The 16,981-nt window shown below is 71.0% G+C and carries 20 protein-coding genes; 15 read left to right on the top strand and 5 right to left on the bottom strand.

Annotated elements, in window-relative coordinates; translation table 11 throughout:
- Positions 1-5 precede the first annotated feature (5 nt).
- Genes ACNKF0_RS12860 through ACNKF0_RS12850 form a run of 3 tightly spaced genes read right to left on the bottom strand, consistent with a single transcriptional unit; the run spans position 6 to position 2,670 of the window.
- Positions 6-941, bottom strand: a complete 936-nt coding sequence (locus ACNKF0_RS12860) for a COX15/CtaA family protein (protein WP_416952677.1) — start codon at positions 939-941, stop codon at positions 6-8.
- Entirely contained in the window at positions 941-1,735 is a 795-nt protein-coding gene (locus ACNKF0_RS12855) for an ABC transporter permease (RefSeq protein ID WP_416952675.1), read from the bottom strand. The genes ACNKF0_RS12860 and ACNKF0_RS12855 overlap by 1 nt, the downstream gene beginning before the upstream one ends.
- A complete protein-coding gene (locus tag ACNKF0_RS12850; protein WP_416952673.1) occupies positions 1,732-2,670 on the bottom strand; it encodes an ABC transporter ATP-binding protein in 939 nt (312 codons plus the stop codon). The genes ACNKF0_RS12855 and ACNKF0_RS12850 overlap by 4 nt, the downstream gene beginning before the upstream one ends.
- A 64-nt stretch (positions 2,671-2,734) precedes the next feature.
- Here ACNKF0_RS12850 and ACNKF0_RS12845 point away from each other — a divergent pair, with 64 nt between their 5' ends.
- From ACNKF0_RS12845 to ACNKF0_RS12800, 10 genes are all read left to right on the top strand, one after another.
- The gene (locus tag ACNKF0_RS12845) at positions 2,735-3,712 is read left to right on the top strand and encodes an ATP-binding cassette domain-containing protein (RefSeq protein ID WP_299923239.1); all 978 of its coding nucleotides are present in this window, start codon (positions 2,735-2,737) and stop codon (positions 3,710-3,712) included.
- Positions 3,709-4,563, top strand: a complete 855-nt coding sequence (locus ACNKF0_RS12840; protein ID WP_416952670.1) for an ABC transporter permease — start codon at positions 3,709-3,711, stop codon at positions 4,561-4,563. Before ACNKF0_RS12845 ends, ACNKF0_RS12840 begins: the two co-directional genes overlap by 4 nt.
- A gap of 64 nt (positions 4,564-4,627) precedes the next feature.
- The gene (locus tag ACNKF0_RS12835) at positions 4,628-5,335 is read left to right on the top strand and encodes a helix-turn-helix transcriptional regulator (RefSeq protein WP_416952668.1); all 708 of its coding nucleotides are present in this window, start codon (positions 4,628-4,630) and stop codon (positions 5,333-5,335) included.
- A complete protein-coding gene (gene sufB, locus ACNKF0_RS12830) occupies positions 5,332-6,750 on the top strand; it encodes a Fe-S cluster assembly protein SufB (protein WP_299923233.1) in 1,419 nt (472 codons plus the stop codon). The genes ACNKF0_RS12835 and sufB overlap by 4 nt, the downstream gene beginning before the upstream one ends.
- A 47-nt stretch (positions 6,751-6,797) precedes the next feature.
- The gene (gene sufD, locus ACNKF0_RS12825) at positions 6,798-8,021 is read left to right on the top strand and encodes a Fe-S cluster assembly protein SufD (RefSeq protein ID WP_416952665.1); all 1,224 of its coding nucleotides are present in this window, start codon (positions 6,798-6,800) and stop codon (positions 8,019-8,021) included.
- Positions 8,021-8,371: a non-heme iron oxygenase ferredoxin subunit gene (locus tag ACNKF0_RS12820; RefSeq protein WP_416952664.1), complete on the top strand. Its 351-nt coding sequence runs from the start codon at positions 8,021-8,023 to the stop codon at positions 8,369-8,371. Before sufD ends, ACNKF0_RS12820 begins: the two co-directional genes overlap by 1 nt.
- A complete protein-coding gene (gene sufC / locus ACNKF0_RS12815) occupies positions 8,368-9,126 on the top strand; it encodes a Fe-S cluster assembly ATPase SufC (protein WP_299923230.1) in 759 nt (252 codons plus the stop codon). The genes ACNKF0_RS12820 and sufC overlap by 4 nt, the downstream gene beginning before the upstream one ends.
- A gap of 121 nt (positions 9,127-9,247) precedes the next feature.
- Positions 9,248-10,474 carry a cysteine desulfurase gene (locus ACNKF0_RS12810; RefSeq protein WP_416958504.1) on the top strand — a complete coding sequence of 409 codons (1,227 nt, stop codon included), beginning with the start codon at positions 9,248-9,250 and terminating at the stop codon, positions 10,472-10,474.
- A 3-nt stretch (positions 10,475-10,477) separates the two neighbouring features.
- Entirely contained in the window at positions 10,478-10,933 is a 456-nt protein-coding gene (gene sufU / locus ACNKF0_RS12805) for a Fe-S cluster assembly sulfur transfer protein SufU (protein ID WP_416952662.1), read from the top strand.
- A gap of 101 nt (positions 10,934-11,034) precedes the next feature.
- Positions 11,035-11,313: a metal-sulfur cluster assembly factor gene (locus tag ACNKF0_RS12800; protein WP_235563871.1), complete on the top strand. Its 279-nt coding sequence runs from the start codon at positions 11,035-11,037 to the stop codon at positions 11,311-11,313.
- Between the two features lie 117 nt (positions 11,314-11,430).
- On the opposite strand, the gene ACNKF0_RS12795 is transcribed toward ACNKF0_RS12800, so the two are convergent.
- Complete coding sequence (locus ACNKF0_RS12795; RefSeq protein ID WP_416952660.1) at positions 11,431-12,393, bottom strand: SMP-30/gluconolactonase/LRE family protein; 963 nt, start codon at positions 12,391-12,393, stop codon at positions 11,431-11,433.
- Positions 12,394-12,516: 123 nt separating this feature from the next.
- Here ACNKF0_RS12795 and ACNKF0_RS12790 point away from each other — a divergent pair, with 123 nt between their 5' ends.
- The 5 genes from ACNKF0_RS12790 to ACNKF0_RS12770 all read left to right on the top strand — a co-directional run bounded on the left by ACNKF0_RS12790 (position 12,517) and on the right by ACNKF0_RS12770 (position 15,950).
- Positions 12,517-13,299 carry an aminoglycoside adenylyltransferase domain-containing protein gene (locus tag ACNKF0_RS12790; RefSeq protein ID WP_416952658.1) on the top strand — a complete coding sequence of 261 codons (783 nt, stop codon included), beginning with the start codon at positions 12,517-12,519 and terminating at the stop codon, positions 13,297-13,299.
- A 17-nt stretch (positions 13,300-13,316) separates the two neighbouring features.
- A complete protein-coding gene (locus ACNKF0_RS12785) occupies positions 13,317-13,715 on the top strand; it encodes a hypothetical protein (protein WP_299923219.1) in 399 nt (132 codons plus the stop codon).
- Positions 13,716-13,746: 31 nt separating this feature from the next.
- The gene (locus ACNKF0_RS12780) at positions 13,747-14,292 is read left to right on the top strand and encodes an NYN domain-containing protein (protein WP_299923217.1); all 546 of its coding nucleotides are present in this window, start codon (positions 13,747-13,749) and stop codon (positions 14,290-14,292) included.
- Positions 14,293-14,300: 8 nt separating this feature from the next.
- Entirely contained in the window at positions 14,301-14,906 is a 606-nt protein-coding gene (locus ACNKF0_RS12775) for an acVLRF1 family peptidyl-tRNA hydrolase (RefSeq protein WP_416952655.1), read from the top strand.
- A 114-nt stretch (positions 14,907-15,020) separates the two neighbouring features.
- The gene (locus tag ACNKF0_RS12770; RefSeq protein ID WP_416952653.1) at positions 15,021-15,950 is read left to right on the top strand and encodes a phosphotransferase; all 930 of its coding nucleotides are present in this window, start codon (positions 15,021-15,023) and stop codon (positions 15,948-15,950) included.
- Between the two features lie 16 nt (positions 15,951-15,966).
- Here ACNKF0_RS12770 and ACNKF0_RS12765 read toward each other — a convergent pair whose 3' ends face one another.
- Complete coding sequence (locus tag ACNKF0_RS12765; protein WP_416952651.1) at positions 15,967-16,905, bottom strand: neutral zinc metallopeptidase; 939 nt, start codon at positions 16,903-16,905, stop codon at positions 15,967-15,969.
- Positions 16,906-16,981 lie beyond the last annotated feature (76 nt).

Below are 16,981 nucleotides of genomic sequence, written 5' to 3'. Positions count from 1 at the left end.
CGGCTTCACGACGGGGCGATGCGCGTCGCGGCGTGCGTCTGGCGTACGCCGTCCGCGCGGGCCTCGTCGGCGCCGCGGTGCGGCAGCACCGCAAGCGCGATGCGGGCCAGGCCGGCGGCCAGGAGCCCGGCGCCGAGCATGTGCAGGGCGACGAGGCCGACCGGCAGGTCGAGCCAGTACTGCACCCAGCCGAGCACGCCCTGGAGCACCTCGATGAGCAGCACCAGTGCGGTGACCCGGGCGAGCCACTGGTGCCCACCGCGCCGCGCGACGACCAGCAGGGCCACGGTCAACACAACCAGCACGTAGACCGAGATGGCGTGGGCCTGCGACACCGTCGCCGGGTCCAGGCCGTTGCGCGGCGAGTCGGTGTCACCGGCGTGCGGGCCGGCGCCGGTCACCACCGTGCCGAGGTAGAGGACGACCCAGCCGGCTGCGAAGGTCGCCCAGGCGAGTGCGCGCGGCAGCGACGGAGCGAGCCCGCGCGTGGGACTGCGGAGCTCGTCGAGCAGGGCGACGCAGACCATGATGATCGCCATCGACAGCAGGAAGTGGCCGGCGACGACCCAGGGGTTGAGGTCGGTCAGCACCGTGATGCCGCCGAGCACCGCCTGCAGGGGGATGCCCAGGCCGATCACGAGGGCGAGCCGGGTCGCGCGGCGGTGCCTCGCCCCGAGGGCGGCGAGGAAGCAGAGCACGGCGACGGCCGCGAGAACGAAGGTCAGCAGCCGGTTGCCGAACTCGATCGCACCGTGCATCCCGAGCTCGCCGTGGGCGACGTACGACGCGTCGGTGCAGCGTGGCCACGTCGGGCACCCGAGGCCCGACCCGGTCAACCGGACAGCAGCCCCGGTGACGACGATGCCGATGTTGGCGAGGAGGTTGGCCACCGCGAGCGGCCACAGGAACCGCGCGAGGGAGTCGAGCAGGGTGCGTCCCATCATTCCCACCTGAAGGTCCGGGCCGTGAGCACCGCGCCGAGCAGCGCCCAGGCCGCCAGCACGAGCAGCGATCGGCTGTCGATGTCGGAGTGCACGAGCGCAGCGCGCATCGCCTCGCCCAGGGCGCCTGACGGCAGCCACTGGATCAGCCCGCCGGCGGCGCCGTAGGCGCTGGTCGGGAGCACCACGCCGCCGCCTGCCATCAGGAGCAGGTAGACGAGGTTGGCGAGCGCGAGCGTCGCCTCGGCACGCAGCGCGCCGGCGACGAGGAGGCCCAGGGAGGCGAACGCGGCGGTTCCCAGGGCGACCGTGAGCACCAGGCCGACCACGGCGGTCGGCGGATGCGCGAGCGAGGGCTCCCACCCGAGGGCCAGGGCGACGGCGACCAGCACGACGAGCTGCAGGGCGACGACGTTGAGCAGGGCCAGCACCTTGCCGAGCAGGAGGCCGTGGCGGGGCAGGGGAGAGGACCCCAGCAGCTTGATCACGCCGTAGCGGCGCTCGAAGCCGGTGGCGATGGCCACGGAGGTGAATGCCGTCGACATGATGGCGAGGGCGAGCACGCCCGGGGTGAGGAGGTCGACGGGCGCGTGGCCCTCGAACGTGCTCCCGAGGCGGCCGGCCGCGGCGACACCGCCCACGAGCACGATCACCGGGATCACGATCGCGAGCAGGAGCTGCTCTCCGTTGCGCAGCATCAGCCGCGCCTCCATGCGCGCCTGCGCGCGCACCATCCGCCCGAGCCCGGCGCTGCCCGGCGCCGGGGTGAAGGTGCCGGTCGGGTGGACGGTCACGTCGCCAGCTCCCGTCCGGTGAGCTCGAGGAAGACGTCCTCGAGCGTGCGCTGGCCCAGGGTCAGCGTCTGGGGCAGCACGCCGTGCTCCTCGCACCACCTCGAGACCCGGCCGAGGGTGGAGGCGTCGGCCGGGCCGTGGATGAGCATGCTGACCTCGTCGAGCTGCCGCACCTCGGTGAGCGGACCCAGCTCGGCGCGCAGCGACTCGGGCGCACCGTCGGGGAACGGTCGGTTCACGACCAGCCGGATGGTCGCCGAGCGGCCCCCGCGGGTCAGCTCGGCAGGCGTCCCGGAGGCGATGAGCGTGCCGCGGTCGATGATGTGGATCAGGTCGGCCAGGTGCTCGGCCTCGTCCATGTGGTGGGTCGTCAGCACGACGGTCACGCCGTCGCGGCGGACCTCCTCGAGCATCTCCCAGGTCGTGCGACGCGCCTGCGGGTCCATGCCGGCGGTCGGCTCGTCGACGAAGACCAGCTCGGGGCGCCCCACGAGGGCGATCGCGAGCCCGAGGCGCTGCTTCTGGCCGCCGGACAGCCGGCGGTAGGGGGTGCGGCCGCACTCGGCCAGGCCCAGCCGGTCGACGAGCATCTCAGTGTCGAGCGGGTGGGCGTGGAGCGACGCCATGTGCTCCAGCATCTCCACGGCGCGTACGCCGCTCCAGGCGCCGCCGCTCTGCAGCATGACGCCGATCCGGGGGAGCAGCTCGGCCCGGTCGCGCTGGGGGTCGAGGTCCAGCACCCGCACGGTGCCCCGCTGCGGCACCCGGTAGCCCTCGCAGGTCTCGAGCGTCGTGGTCTTGCCGGCGCCGTTGGGGCCGAGCACGGCGGTGATCGATCCCCGCGCGACCTCCAGCGACAACCCGTCGACGGCCACCTTGTCGCCGTACGCCATCGCCAGGCCGTCGACGACGACGGCGGGGGAGGCAGGTGGCACGTCCTGATTCTAGGTGCGGCTTAATGAGGAGCGGCTGTCGGTCCCCGCAGCTAGCGTGGTCGCCATGACGCGCTCCTTCGCGATCGAGGCCGAGGGCCTCGTCAAGCACTTCGGTGACACCGTGGCCGTCGACGGGGTCTCCTTCGTCGTGCCCGAGGGCTCGGTGCTCGGACTCCTCGGCCCCAACGGCGCCGGCAAGACGACCACCGTGCGGATGATGACCACGCTGACCCGTCCCACGGCGGGCACCGGGCGGGTGGCCGGCCACGACATCCTGGGCGACCCGGCGGCCGTGCGGCGCAGCATGGGCCTCACCGGGCAGGCCGCGACCGTCGACGAGCTCCTGACCGGCCGGGAGAACCTGCGCCTCATCGGCAGCCTCTACGGCCTCGACCCCGCCTACATCCGGCGTGCGAGCGACGAGCTGCTCGAGCGCTTCTCGCTCGCCGACGCGGGCGACCGCACGGCCAAGACCTACTCCGGCGGCATGCGGCGCCGCCTCGACCTGGCGGTCAGCCTCATCGCCACCCCGCCGGTCCTCTTCCTCGACGAGCCGACCACGGGCCTCGACCCGCGCTCGCGCGTGGAGCTGTGGGAGGTGCTGCGCGAGCTCGTCGCCGACGGGACCACCCTGCTGCTGACGACGCAGTACCTCGAGGAGGCAGACCAGCTCGCCGACAACATCGTGGTGATCGACCGGGGCACGGTCATCGCCGAGGGCACCCCCTTGCAGCTCAAGGACCAGTCCGGCGCGGCCGCGCTCGTCGTGACCGTCTCCCGTCCCGAAGACCTCGAGATCGCCGAGCAGATGCTCAGGGACCACGTCGCCGAGGTGCACGCCGACCGTGGCGCCCGCCAGCTCACCGCCCCGGCCGAGGGGCTCGGCCACATGACCCGGATCGCCGGCCTCTTCGCCGAGAGCCGGATCGAGCTCGACGACATCGGGCTCAAGCGCCCGAGCCTCGACGACGTGTTCCTGCACCTGACCGGTCATCGCGCCGAGGACGACCTCGCCGACGACCAGACCGAGGAGGCATCGTGAACGACCAGACAGGCACCACCACCCGGTCCGGGCAGATCAGCAGGCCCGACATCCGGCAGACCGGGCTGCTGAGGCAGTCCTTCGCCATCGCCCGGCGCAACTTCATCCACATCAAGCGGATGCCCGAGATGCTGATGGACGTCACCATCCAGCCGGTGATGTTCGTGCTGCTGTTCGCCTTCGTCTTCGGCAGCTCGATCGCCATCCCGATCGAGGGCGGCTACAAGGCGTTCCTGCTCGCGGGGATCATGGCGCAGACCGTCGCCTTCTCGTCCTTCATCGTGGCCGTCGGGCTGACCGCCGACCTCGAGAAGGGGATCGTCGACCGGATGCGCTCGCTGCCGATCAATCCTGCAGCAGTCCTCGTGGGGCGCTCGTTCTCAAGCGTGGCGCACTCGTCGATCGGGCTGGTGGTGATGTCGCTGACGGGTCTCACCATCGGCTGGGCCATCCACACCGACGTCTTCCGGGCGGCCCTCGGCTACCTGCTCCTCGTGGGCTGGGCCTTCGCGATGATCTGGGTCGGCATCTGGGTCGGCTCGGCCATGCGCTCGGTCGAGGCCGTGAACGGCGTCATGTTCGCCACGATCTTCCCGATCACCTTCCTGGCCAACACCTTCGCGCCGACCGACACGATGCCCGACTGGCTGCGCACGATCGCGGAGTGGAACCCCATCTCGGCGCTCACCCAGGCCGTGCGCGAGCTCTGGGGCAACGACATGCCCCTCCACGCCGACGCCGAGCTCCCACTGCAGTACCCGATCGTCTTCACGATCGGCTGGATCGTCGTGATCACGGCCGTCGTCGCTCCGCTCGCGATCCGCACCTTCCGGGCGCGCACCGCCGACTGACCAGAAACGGTAGTTAGGTGAGCCTTGCTTGAAGGGCGGGAAGCAATAACGACACACTGGCGTTGTGGAATTCGTGAGGACGTCGACGGCACAGCGTGAGGGCGATGCGCCCACGCGCGACCGCGTGGCCCGCACGATCCTCGAGAACGGCCCCTCGACGGCCGCCGACCTGGCCCTGAGGCTCGACCTCACCCCCGCCGCCGTACGCCGCCACCTCGACCACCTGGTCGACGAGGGCATCGTGGAGTCGCGCGACCAGAAGGTCTACGGCACCCGCGGTCGCGGTCGGCCCGCAAAGGTCTTCGCGCTCACCGAGGCCGGGCGTGACAGCTTCGACCAGCAGTACGACGACCTCGCCGTGCAGGCCATGCGTTTCCTGGCCGAGACGCAGGGCGAGGACGCCGTGGTCAAGTTCGCGCGGCGCCGCGTGGCGTTCGTCGAGCGCGACTACGCGGCCGTCATGGCCACCGACCCCAACCTGACGCCCGCCGAGGCGCTGGCCCGGGTGTTCACGCAGAACGGCTACGCCGCGTCCGTGCGTGACCTCCCTGCAGCCAACGGGCAGAGCGTGGGGGAGCAGCTGTGCCAGCAGCACTGCCCGGTCTCCCACGTCGCCCACGAGTTCCCGCAGCTCTGCGAGGCCGAGACCGAGGCGATCGCCTCGGTGCTCGGCACCCACGTCCAGCGGTTGGCGACCATCGCCCACGGCGACGGCGTGTGCACCACGTGCATCCCCCAGACCCCGAAGATCAGCGAGAAGGAGAAGGCATGACCTCCATCGAAGAACTCAACCCGGAGCTCAAGGGCATCGGCAAGTACGAGTTCGGCTGGTCCGACTCCGACACCGCGGGTGCTACTGCCACGCGTGGGCTCAACGAGGACGTCGTGCGCGACATCTCCTCGAAGAAGTCCGAGCCGCAGTGGATGCTCGACCTGCGCCTGAAGGGCCTCAAGCTCTTCCACCGCAAGCCGATGCCGACGTGGGGCTCCGACCTCTCGACGATCGACTTCGACAACATCAAGTACTTCGTGCGCTCCTCGGAGAAGCAGGCCACCTCGTGGGAGGACCTGCCCGAGGACATCAAGAACACCTACGACAAGCTCGGCATCCCCGAGGCGGAGAAGCAGCGCCTCGTGGCCGGCGTCGCCGCGCAGTACGAGTCCGAGGTCGTCTACCACTCGATCCGCGAGGACCTCGAGGAGAAGGGCGTCATCTTCGTCGACACCGACACGGCGCTGAAGGAGCACGAGGACCTCTTCAAGGAGTACTTCGGCACCGTCATCCCCGTCGGTGACAACAAGTTCTCCGCGCTCAACACCTCGGTGTGGTCGGGTGGCTCGTTCATCTACGTCCCGAAGGGCGTCCACGTCGACATCCCGCTCCAGGCCTACTTCCGGATCAACACCGAAAACATGGGCCAGTTCGAGCGGACGCTGATCATCGCCGACGAGGACTCCTACGTGCACTACGTCGAGGGCTGCACCGCTCCGATCTACTCCTCGGACTCCCTGCACTCGGCCGTCGTCGAGATCGTCGTCAAGAAGGGCGCCCGCGTCCGCTACACGACCATCCAGAACTGGTCCAACAACGTCTACAACCTCGTCACCAAGCGCGCGACCTGCGAGGCCGGCGCGACGATGGAGTGGGTCGACGGCAACATCGGCTCCAAGGTCACCATGAAGTACCCCGCCGTCTACCTGATGGGCGAGCACGCCAAGGGCGAGACCCTCTCCATCGCGTTCGCCGGCGAGGGCCAGCACCAGGACGCCGGCGCCAAGATGGTGCACGCGGCGCCGCACACCTCGAGCTCGATCCTGAGCAAGTCGGTGGCGCGCGGCGGCGGTCGTACGTCGTACCGCGGCCTGATCCAGGTCAACGAGGGCGCGCACGGCTCGAAGTCCAACGTGCTGTGCGACGCGCTGCTGGTCGACCAGATCAGCCGCAGCGACACCTACCCCTACGTCGACATCCGCGAGGACGACGTGTCCATGGGCCACGAGGCGAGCGTCTCGAAGGTCTCCGACGACCAGCTCTTCTACCTCATGTCGCGAGGCATGGAGGAGGACGAGGCGATGGCGATGATCGTGCGCGGCTTCGTCGAGCCGATCGCCAAGGAGCTGCCGATGGAGTACGCCCTCGAGCTCAACCGACTCATCGAGCTGCAGATGGAGGGCGCGGTCGGCTGACCGCCCCACCCGACGCCGTACGCCCGAGGAACGAAGAAAGTAGAGCTTTGACCGTCACCACTGATTCCGTCCGCTCCGCGCTGGAGCAGGGACCCGAGCACGGCAAGGTGGAGAGCCACCTCCACCCGGCCGGCTCGTTCGACGTCGCCGACCACGAGGTCCCGACCGGCCGCGAGGAGATCTGGCGCTTCACGCCGCTCAAGCGGCTCAAGGGCCTGCACGCCGACGCCGAGTTCATGCCCTCGGCGACCTCCTGCACCTGGAACACCCCCGAGGGCGTCCGCATCGAGGGTGTGTCGGGCGACGAGGCGCGCGCGCTGCGCGGCATCTCCGGCCTCGTGCCCAACACGCGCTGGGCCGCACGGGTGCTGGCCGAGGTGCCCTCGAGCCTGCTGATCGACGTGCCGGCCGACACCGAGGTCGCCGAGCCGATCGTCGTCGACCTCGACGGCGAGGACGTGACGGTGACCGAGGCGGGGCACGTCGCCCTGCGCTTCGGTGCGCACAGCAAGGCCATCGTCGTCCTCAACCACACCGGCTCCTCCACGATCGCCGCGGTCGTCGAGGTCGCCGTGGGCGCCGGCGCCGACGTCACGGTCGTCTCGATCCAGGACTGGGCCGACGACGCCGTCCACCTGTCCCACCACCAGGCCCTCGTGGGTCGCGACGCGAGCTACAAGCACGCCGCGATCTCCTTCGGCGGCGACGTGGTCCGGATGGACGCCAACGTCACCTACGACGGTCCCGGCGGCTCCGCCGAGCTGCTCGGCCTCTACTTCGCCGACGCCGGCCAGCACATCGAGCACCGGATCTTCGCCGACCACACCGCTCCCCGCACCAAGTCCCACGCGGTCTACAAGGGTGCGCTGCAGGGCGAGAAGGCGCACACCGTGTGGGTCGGCAACGTGCTGATCCGAAAGGTCGCCGAGGGCATCGAGACCTACGAGGAGAACCGCAACCTCGTCCTCACCGACGGCTGCCAGGCCGACTCGATCCCCAACCTCGAGATCGAGACCGGCGAGATCGAGGGTGCCGGTCACGCCTCGACCACCGCGCGGTTCGACGACGAGCAGCTGTTCTACCTCCAGTCGCGCGGCGTCTCCGAGCAGGAGGCCCAGCGCCTGGTCGTGCACGGCTTCTTCAACGACCTCATCCGCAAGGTCGGCGTGCCCTCCATCGAGGGCCGGTTGCTGACCACCGTGGAGGCCGAGCTCGCCAAGAACGTCCTGAAGGACGTCGGCTCGCTCGCCGCCTTCGGGTCGGAGAGCTGATGGCGTTCGAGCGCGCCTGCGCACTCGACGAGGTCCGGGCAGACCAGGGCCTCGCCGTGACGCTGGGTCGCCACGAGATCGTCATCGCCCGCGACGGCGACGAGGTCTTCGCGCTGGAGAACGAGTGCAGCCACGCCGCGGTCGCCCTCAGCGAGGGCGAGGTCGCCGACTGCCAGATCGAGTGCTGGCTCCACGGGTCGATGTTCGACCTGCGCACCGGCAAGCCCACCAACCTCCCGGCGACCGAGCCGGTCGCCACCTTCCCGATCGACGTACGCGCCAACCCCGACGGCACCAGCGACGTGTACGTCGACACCGAGACCACCCTGAACGGAGTCACCCCCGCATGAGCAAGCTCGTCATCACCGACCTGCACGTCACCGTCGACACCGAGGACGGCCCCAAGGAGATCCTCAAGGGCGTCACCCTCACCATCAAGGAGGGCGAGACCCACGCGATCATGGGGCCCAACGGCTCCGGCAAGTCGACGCTGGCCTACTCCATCGCCGGCCACCCGAAGTACACGATCACCGGCGGCTCGGTGACCCTCGACGGCCAGGACGTGCTGTCCCTCTCGGTCGACGAGCGCGCCCGCGCCGGGATGTTCCTCGCGATGCAGTACCCCGTCGAGGTCCCCGGCGTCTCGGTGTCCAACTTCCTCCGCACCGCCAAGACCGCGGTCGACGGCGAGGCCCCCAAGCTGCGCACGTGGGTGAAGGACGTCAACGGCGCGCTGGAGCGGCTCAACCTCGACCCGTCCTTCGGCACCCGGAGCGTCAACGAGGGCTTCTCCGGTGGCGAGAAGAAGCGCCACGAGATCGCGCAGCTCGAGCTGCTCGACCCCAAGGTCGCGGTGCTCGACGAGACCGACTCCGGTCTCGACATCGACGCGCTGAAGATCGTGGCCGAGGGCGTCAACCGCTTCCGCGAGCGCGAGGGCAAGGGTGTCCTGCTCATCACCCACTACACCCGCATCCTGCGCTACATCGAGCCCGACTACGTCCACGTCTTCGTCGACGGCAAGGTCGCCGAGTCCGGCGGCAAGGAGCTCGCCGACGCGCTTGAGGCCGAGGGCTACGACAAGTACCTGTCGGCGGCGCGATAAGCGGCACTGGCCTGCGTTGTCGTCGCTCGACGACCCGCTCCGCTCAAAGGTCGCCTTCGCTCCTCCGCCTTGACCAGCACCACTTCTCACACCGCCGAAACGAGGTAACGCAATGGAAGGACTGCTTCCGGATCTCGACGTGATCCGCAAGGACTTCCCGATCCTCGAGCGCACGCTCGCGGGCGGAGTGCCGCTGGTCTACCTCGACAGCGCCAACACCTCGCAGAAGCCGCAGGTCGTCATCGACACGATGGTCGACCACCTCGAGCGGCACAACGCCAACATCGCCCGCGCCATGCACCAGCTCGGCGCGGAGTCGACGGAGGCCTACGAGGGGGCGCGGGACCAGGTCGCGACCTTCCTCAACGCCCCGTCGCGCAACGAGGTGATCTTCACCAAGAACGCGACAGAGGCGCTCAACCTGCTGGCTCGCACGATCGAGCTCGGTCCCGGCGACAACGTCGTCATCACCGAGATGGAGCACCACTCCAACATCGTGTCGTGGCAGCTCGCCTGCGAGCGCTCGGGCGCCGAGCTGCGGTGGTTCGGGCTGACCGACGACGGCCGGCTCGACCTGAACAACGCCGACCAGCTGGTCGACGAGCACACCAAGGTCGTCGCCTTCACCTGGGTGTCCAACATGCTCGGCACGATCAACCCGGTCACGGACCTCGTGGCCCGCGCGAAGTCGGTCGGCGCCGTCTCGGTCGTGGACGCCTCGCAGGCCGCGCCGCAGCTGCCGGTCGACGTACAGGCGACGGGGTGCGACTTCCTCGTCTTCACCGGCCACAAGGTGACCGGGCCGACGGGGATCGGCGTGCTGTGGGGTCGTGAGGAGCTGCTCAACGAGCTGCCGCCCTTCCACGGTGGCGGCGAGATGATCGAGACCGTCACCATGGCGCGCTCGACCTACGCCCGGGCGCCGCACCGCTTCGAGGCCGGCACCCCGCCGATCGTCGAGGCCGTCGGGCTCGGCGCCGCGGTCGACTACCTCCGCCACATCGGGCTCGACGCGATCCACCGCCACGAGCAGGCGATCACGGCGTACGCCCTCGAGGGCCTGCAGTCGGTGCCTGGCCTCACCGTCCTGGGCCCCCTCGACGCGGCCGACCGCGGAGGGGCGATCTCCTTCGAGCTCGCCGGCGTCCACCCGCACGACATCGCGCAGGTCCTCGACTCGCGCGGCGTCGCCGTGCGGGCCGGCCACCACTGCGCGAAGCCGGCGCACGCGCGCTTCGGCGTGCAGAGCTCGACCCGGATGTCGTCCTACCTCTACACGACGCCGGCCGAGATCGACGCGCTGGTCGAGGCGCTCCACCACACCCGCAGCTACTTCAAGGTGGGATGACACATGAGTGCCGAGCTCGACAGCCTCTACCAGGAGATCATCCTGGACCACTACAAGAACCCGCACCACAAGGGCCTGCGCGACCCCTTCGAGTCCGAGGTCCACCACGTCAACCCGACCTGCGGCGACGAGGTCACCCTGCGGGTGCACCTCGCCGACGGTGTCGTGCGGGACGTGTCGTACGACAGCGTCGGCTGCTCGATCTCGCAGGCGTCGGCGTCGGTGCTGACCGACCTCGTCATCGGCAAGCCGGTCGACGAGGCGATGTCGATCCACGGGACCTTCCTCGAGCTCATGCAGGGCAAGGGGCAGGTCGAGCCCGACGAGGACGTCCTCGAGGACGGCATCGCGTTCGCCGGTGTCGCCAAGTTCCCCGCGCGCGTGAAGTGCGCGCTGCTCTCCTGGATGGCGTGGAAGGACGCGACCACCCAGGCCCAATCAGAAGGAGTCACCTCATGACCGACCCCCAGGGCATCGACCACGGCGACCTCCCCGACGTGCCCGAGGCCGGACAGGGCGGCGGCACCTCGACGGTGACCGCCGACGACGTGACCGAGGCGATGAAGGACGTCGTCGACCCCGAGCTCGGGATCAACGTCGTCGACCTCGGCCTCGTCTACGGCGTGCACCTCGACGAGCACAGCAACGCCGTCCTCGACATGACCCTCACCTCGGCGGCCTGCCCGCTCACCGACGTGATCACCGACCAGACCGAGTCGGCCCTCGAGGGCCTCGTCGGCGACGTCGCGATCAACTGGGTCTGGATGCCGCCGTGGGGTCCGGACAAGATCACCGACGACGGTCGCGAGCAGCTGCGGGCACTCGGCTTCAACGTCTGAGGTCGTCCTGCTCGTCCGGTAACTGGTCCGAACCAGCACTCCCGCCCCCATCAGTGGGGGCGGGAGTGCTGTCGTCGACCCGTTGCCCGAGGCGGCGCGCCTCGGGCGCCCGGCGGCTCAGTCGCCGGCCCTCGCCCGCACCTTGGTCACCCAATAGTCGGCGGTGGTCGGTGACGCGACCCCGAAACGGGCGTTGGGCAGGTAGAGGTGCGCGCCGAACCGCGCCACCGTCGTGGGCACGTCGAACGACGCACCGGGGGGCACGTCCTCCTTGACGATGGTCCGCACGAGCCGGCCGCTCAGCCCGGTGCGGGAGAGGCGCAGGACGGCGATCTCGTCGAGGGAGTTGCGTACGACGTAGAGCGTGCGCCCGTGGCGCAGCATCCCGTCGCCCCGGGTGAGGGAAGCGCCGCCGAGGTCGACCTCGGTCGCCTCGCCGGTGGCCGGGTCGACGCGGTAGAGCAGCCCGCTGGTCGTGTTGACGACCAGCAGGGCGTCACCGGTCGGAGTGGTGCTGATGCCGTTGGCGCTGAGCCCGGCGGACTGCACCCACTCACCCGTCAGCGGCACGGTCGTCGCGGTCGCGCCCGGTTCCCCGTCGGGACCGCGGTCCACGCGGTAGAGCTGGGGCCGGTTCGAGTCGGTGAACCACGCGGCGCCCCTGGTCAGCACGACGTCGTTGACGAAGCTCGGCGCGGCGGCGAGCTGATAGGTCCGCTCCACCGTGCCGGTCTCCGTGTCGACGACGCGAGCCGTCCCTGAGGTGCCGCCGGCGACATAGAGACGCCCGTCGCGGTCGGACTTCATCCCCAGCGACGGCGTGCCGGGCCCCTGGCTGATGATCGAGCCCTCGCCCGTGCGCAGCGACACCTCGTAGATGTCGCCGTCGGCGCGGGAGCCGAACCAGGCCGTGGGACCCGGACCCAGCGCGATGCCCTCGGGCTGGAAGCCGTCGGGGAGCTCGATGCGGGCCGGGAACGGGCGGTCCGGGGGACCGACAGCAGCGGTGGTGGGTGACGCGCCAGGCAGCAGCGTCACGGCGAGGACGGCGGCGGCGAGCGAGACGGTGGTGCGGCGCATGGGACCTCCGAGTGGGTGGACCTTCGACCGTAGCCCGGGGTCTGCCCGCGGACCAGTGGGTCGACTCGGGCCACGCGCCGATAATCCGTGGCGGCGGTGCGCCGACAGGCGCACACTCCATCCGTGCTCAACCCCCACCCGACGCGTTACGCCGAGCTCAACGGCGTGCTCCACGACCTCGTCACCGGCGCCCAGGAGGCGCTCGGGCCGTCGTTCGTCGGCGCCTACCTGCAGGGGTCGTTCGCGTTGGGGGCGGGCGACCTGCACAGCGACTGCGACTTCCTCGTGGTGGTGCGTGAGCGGCCGGACGCCGGGCAGGAGGCCGCTCTCCGTCGTCTCCACGCCGACCTGCCCCATCGCGACGGCTTCTGGTTCGGCCACCTCGAGGGCTCGTACGCGGTCTCCGAGGACCTCAGGTCGGTGGCGGGGCTGGGCAGGGAGTGGCTCCACGTCGACCACGGCTCGGACGTCATGTCGTGGTCGGAGCACTGCAACCAGCCCTGGACGCGCTGGATCCTGCGCGAGCACGGCATCACCCTGGGCGGCCCGTGCCCGGTGCGGCTGATGGACCCGGTCCCCGCCGACGTGCTGCGCGACAGCGCAAGGGCGGGCCTGGCGACGCTGACCGACGACGTGCTGGGCTGGTGCCCGCCGACCGTCGCGTGGTGCCAGCGCTACCTCGTCGTGCAGGCCAGCCGCAGCCTCTACACCATCCGCACGGGGGAGGTCGCCAGCAAGCGCGACGCGCTGCGCTGGGCGATGGTGCACGGCGACCCCGCGTGGCGCCCGTTGCTCCAGCAGGTGCTCGCCGACCGCGACCTCGGTCTCGACCCGCAGGCGCCGCCGCGTCCCGGTGCGATGGAGGCGGCGCGCGAGTTCGCGGCGTACGTCGCCGCCGTGGCCTGACTGGCTACCCTTCGGACATGGATCCCGAGGTCGAGCCCAGCAACGTCGAGCTGTCCGAGATCGACTTCGACCACGAGGAGCTGCGGGTCTTCTGGGACCTCGCCCGCTTCCACGCCAAGCTCAACGCCGCGCCGACCTACTTCGGGCCGACGACGCTGGAGTCCGTGCCGCCGCCGGCCTGGGCGTACGGCGACTCGGCGGAGGAGTCCGACGCCTACGTCGAGACCGTGCTGGCCGAGGAGCGGGGGAGCACGACCGCAGCGGTGGCCGACTACGCCGGTGACCTGCCCCAGGCCGGCGTGCTGTCCATCCTGTGCGACGGCGCGGGCCGACCGCGTGCGCTGATCGAGGTCAGCGACGTGACCGTCACCGGTGACGACGTGACCGAGTCGTTCGAGGTCGTCTACCAGCCCTGAGACGCGCGGCTGCGTGTGGGAGAGTCCTCGCATGGCTGAGCGGATGACCTACCTCCTCGTCGACGGGGAGAACATCGACGCCACCCTGGGCACCTCGATCCTGGGTCGGCGTCCGCGTCCGGAGGAACGGCCGCGCTGGGACCGGCTCCTGGAGTGGGCAGAGCGGTCCTTCGACCAGGACGTCACCGGCCTCTTCTTCCTCGCCGCCACCACCGAGCTGCCGATCAGCTTCGTGCAGGCGCTCCTGGCGATCGGCTTCAAGCCGATCCCGCTGAGCGGTGAGGGCAAGGTCGTCGACATCGCCATCCAGCGCACCGCCGAGGCGCTCGTCCACCGTGAGGCCGACGTCGTGCTGGTCAGCCACGACGGCGACTTCGTCGACCAGGTCTCCGCGCTCTGCGACGGCAGCCGACAGGTCGGTGTCATCGGCTTCACGGAGTTCGTCAACTCGCAGTTCCGCAACCTGCCCGGCCTGCGGATCTTCGACCTCGAGTACGACCTCGGCGCCTTCAACACTCCGTTGCCTCGCACCCGGGTCATCCCGATCGACGAGTTCGACCCGCTCGACTTCCTCTGAGGACGGTCGTGCCGTCCGTCCTGGTCCCGGCCGCGCGCTGGGAGCGGTGGGTCGCGAACTTCGCCACCGGCCACGGTGGCGCGTCGCTGTCCGTCTCCGGTGGTGCGCTGTGCGGTGAGGCCGCCGACGGGTCCCACTTCACCGCGCGCCTGCCGTTCGCGACGACGTACGACGGCCCGGCCGAGGCCGGCGACTTCGCCGCAGCCGCCCGGGCGCCGGGGGAGTGGGGCGTGCTGCTCGTGCGCAAGGGCGGCTTCGCCGTCGCCCGGTTGAGCGGCGCCACTCTGGTCGAGCACAAGATCGGCCAGCGCCACGTGCAGGGCCGCACCAAGGCCGGCGGCCAGAGCCAGCAGCGCTTCGCCCGCCGGCGCGACAACCAGGCACGGCAGGCCTACGAGGCGGCCGCCGACCACGCCGCCCGGATCCTCGGCGGCGCCCGCCTCATCGTGGCCGGCGGGGACCACCCCGCGGTCGACGCCGTCCTCGACGACCCCCGCCTGTCGTCGGTCACGGTGGTCGACCCGTGGCTGCCGGTGCCGGATCCGAAGCGGGCGGTCCTCGACCGGGCCATCGCGGACGCGCAGGCGCTCGCCGTGGACGTCGTCAACGCCTGACGTCGCGATGGTCCCGACGTGCTGGCCGTCGGCCCTGGGACGTCATGGGAATTCCGGGCGCGAACCCGCCATTCTCATGACGTCGGATGACGCGGGTGCGCTAGGTTCGCGCGCATGGACGGGTCCACCGTGGCGGGCTGGCAGCCGGAGCCGGGCTGGCAGCGGCTGCCGGGGTCCGGCCCCGCAACCGTGGGCCTCTGGTCCGCCACCCACCAGGGACGCGACGTGGTCGTCAAGCGGCTGCAGGCGCCCGATCCGCACGACGCGCCCGGAGTGCGGACGCCGCGCGACGTGAACTACTGGCGTCGGGCCGCCGACGTCGCGCTGAGCGGGGTGGTGGCGGACTCGCCGGGCCTGCGGGAGGCGCCCGTCGTCCGCGTGGACGAGGACGACGAAGGCATCACCCTGGTCCACGAGCGGGTCGAGGTCCACGACCCGCCCGGCCTGTGGCTGGCGGCCTGCCTCGGCCGCTTCGCCGCCGCCGACCTGGGCGAGCACCCGTGGTTGGCGCGCGACCAGCTGCGGAGCAGGCTGCGCCTGGTCGAGCGCCGAGGCGGCTGGCGCACCCTGGCCCGCACGCCGGTCGCCGACATCGCCGACCACCTCTGGTCGCGCCGCGAGCCGTGGCTCGACCGCTGCGACGCGCTCCCGCAGGTCGCACAGCACGGCGACCCGTCGGCGGCCAACATCCCCGGCCGGCACGGTGACGGGGGCGTGGCGATCGATTGGGCGCACCTCGGTCGGGGGCCGGTCGGCGCCGACCTCGGCTACCTGTCGCTGGCGACCCGCGAGGACGTCGAACCCCTCGTGGAGGCGTACGTCGCCGCGCTGCCCGCCGGCCTCGCGGATCCCGCCGACGTGGTGACCGGCGCCCGCGTCATGGCCGTCTACACCGCCCTGACCCGCCTGGACTGGGCACTGGCCCGGGTCGCCGACGGCGAGGGAGCGCTCGCCGGGAAGTTCCGCCACCCCAGCGTCGCGCCGTACATCCGTGCCATGCAGCGCCAGGTCGGGCAGATCGAGGCGCTGCTCGGCGACGGCTGACCCTGTTTGGGACGGGTCAGAGCGACGAGGCGGAGAAGGTGTCGCAGGCCTCGAGGGTGCCCTCCTGGAAGCCGCGGGTGAACCACGCCATCCGCTGCTCCGACGAGCCGTGGGTCCAGCCCTCGGGGTCGACGCCCTGCCCGGACTTCTGCTGGATCCGGTCGTCGCCCACGGCCTTGGCCGAGTCGAGCGCCTCGGTGATGTCGCCCTGGTCGAGGTCGGCCAGGATGCCGTCGCCGTCGCTGGCGTCGCGGGTCCACATGCCGGCGTAGCAGTCGGCCTGCAGCTCGAGGCGTACGGCGTCGGAGTCCGCACCCTTCTGCGTGCGGACCTGGCCCATGGTGCCCATCAGGTTCTGGATGTGGTGGCCGTACTCGTGGCCGAGGACGTAGGGCTCGACGAAGTCGCCGCCCTGGCCGCCGAGCTGTCCCTGGAGGACGTCGGCGAAGAAGGTGGTGTCGAGGTAGATCTGCTGGTCGGGCGGGCAGTAGAAGGGCCCCACCTGGGACGACGCCTGGCCGCACCCGGTCGACACGGCGCCGGCGAAGGTGTTGATGGTCGCCGGGGCGAACTCCGTGCCGGCCTGCTCCGGCAGCGTCGCCGCCCAGTACTGCTCGAGCGAGAGCGCCACGGCCACGCGGGCGCAGTCGGCGTCCTCGTTGGCGTCGGCGCCGGTCTTGCAGTTGGCGTAGCGCTCGTCGCCGGTGTCGACGCCCTCGGGCTGGCTCTGGCCCTGCGAGCTCGTGCCGCCCCCACCGCTGCCGCCCGGAAGGCCGCCGCCCATGCACTGGGTGAGGACCACGAACAGGATGATGATGATGAGGCCGCCGATGCCGCCGCCCGCCCGCGTGCCGCCCGGCAGCGGGATCCGCATGCCGCCGCCGCCACCGCCGCCTCCGCGGCCTGCGTCGTTGACCCGGCCCCCGCTGATGTCGGCCTTCGGGTTGAAGCGCATGGGTGTTGCCTTTCCGCAGGTCGTGACGGTCGGATCGACCTCGTGGGCAGGTTAGCGCGTGCGTCGCCGATGGGGC

This window comes from Nocardioides sp. T5, from assembly GCF_048161455.1.
Lineage (GTDB): Bacteria > Actinomycetota > Actinomycetes > Propionibacteriales > Nocardioidaceae > Nocardioides.
Note: the sequence above shows the minus strand (reverse complement) of the source record. Positions and strands in the feature narration are given on the sequence as shown.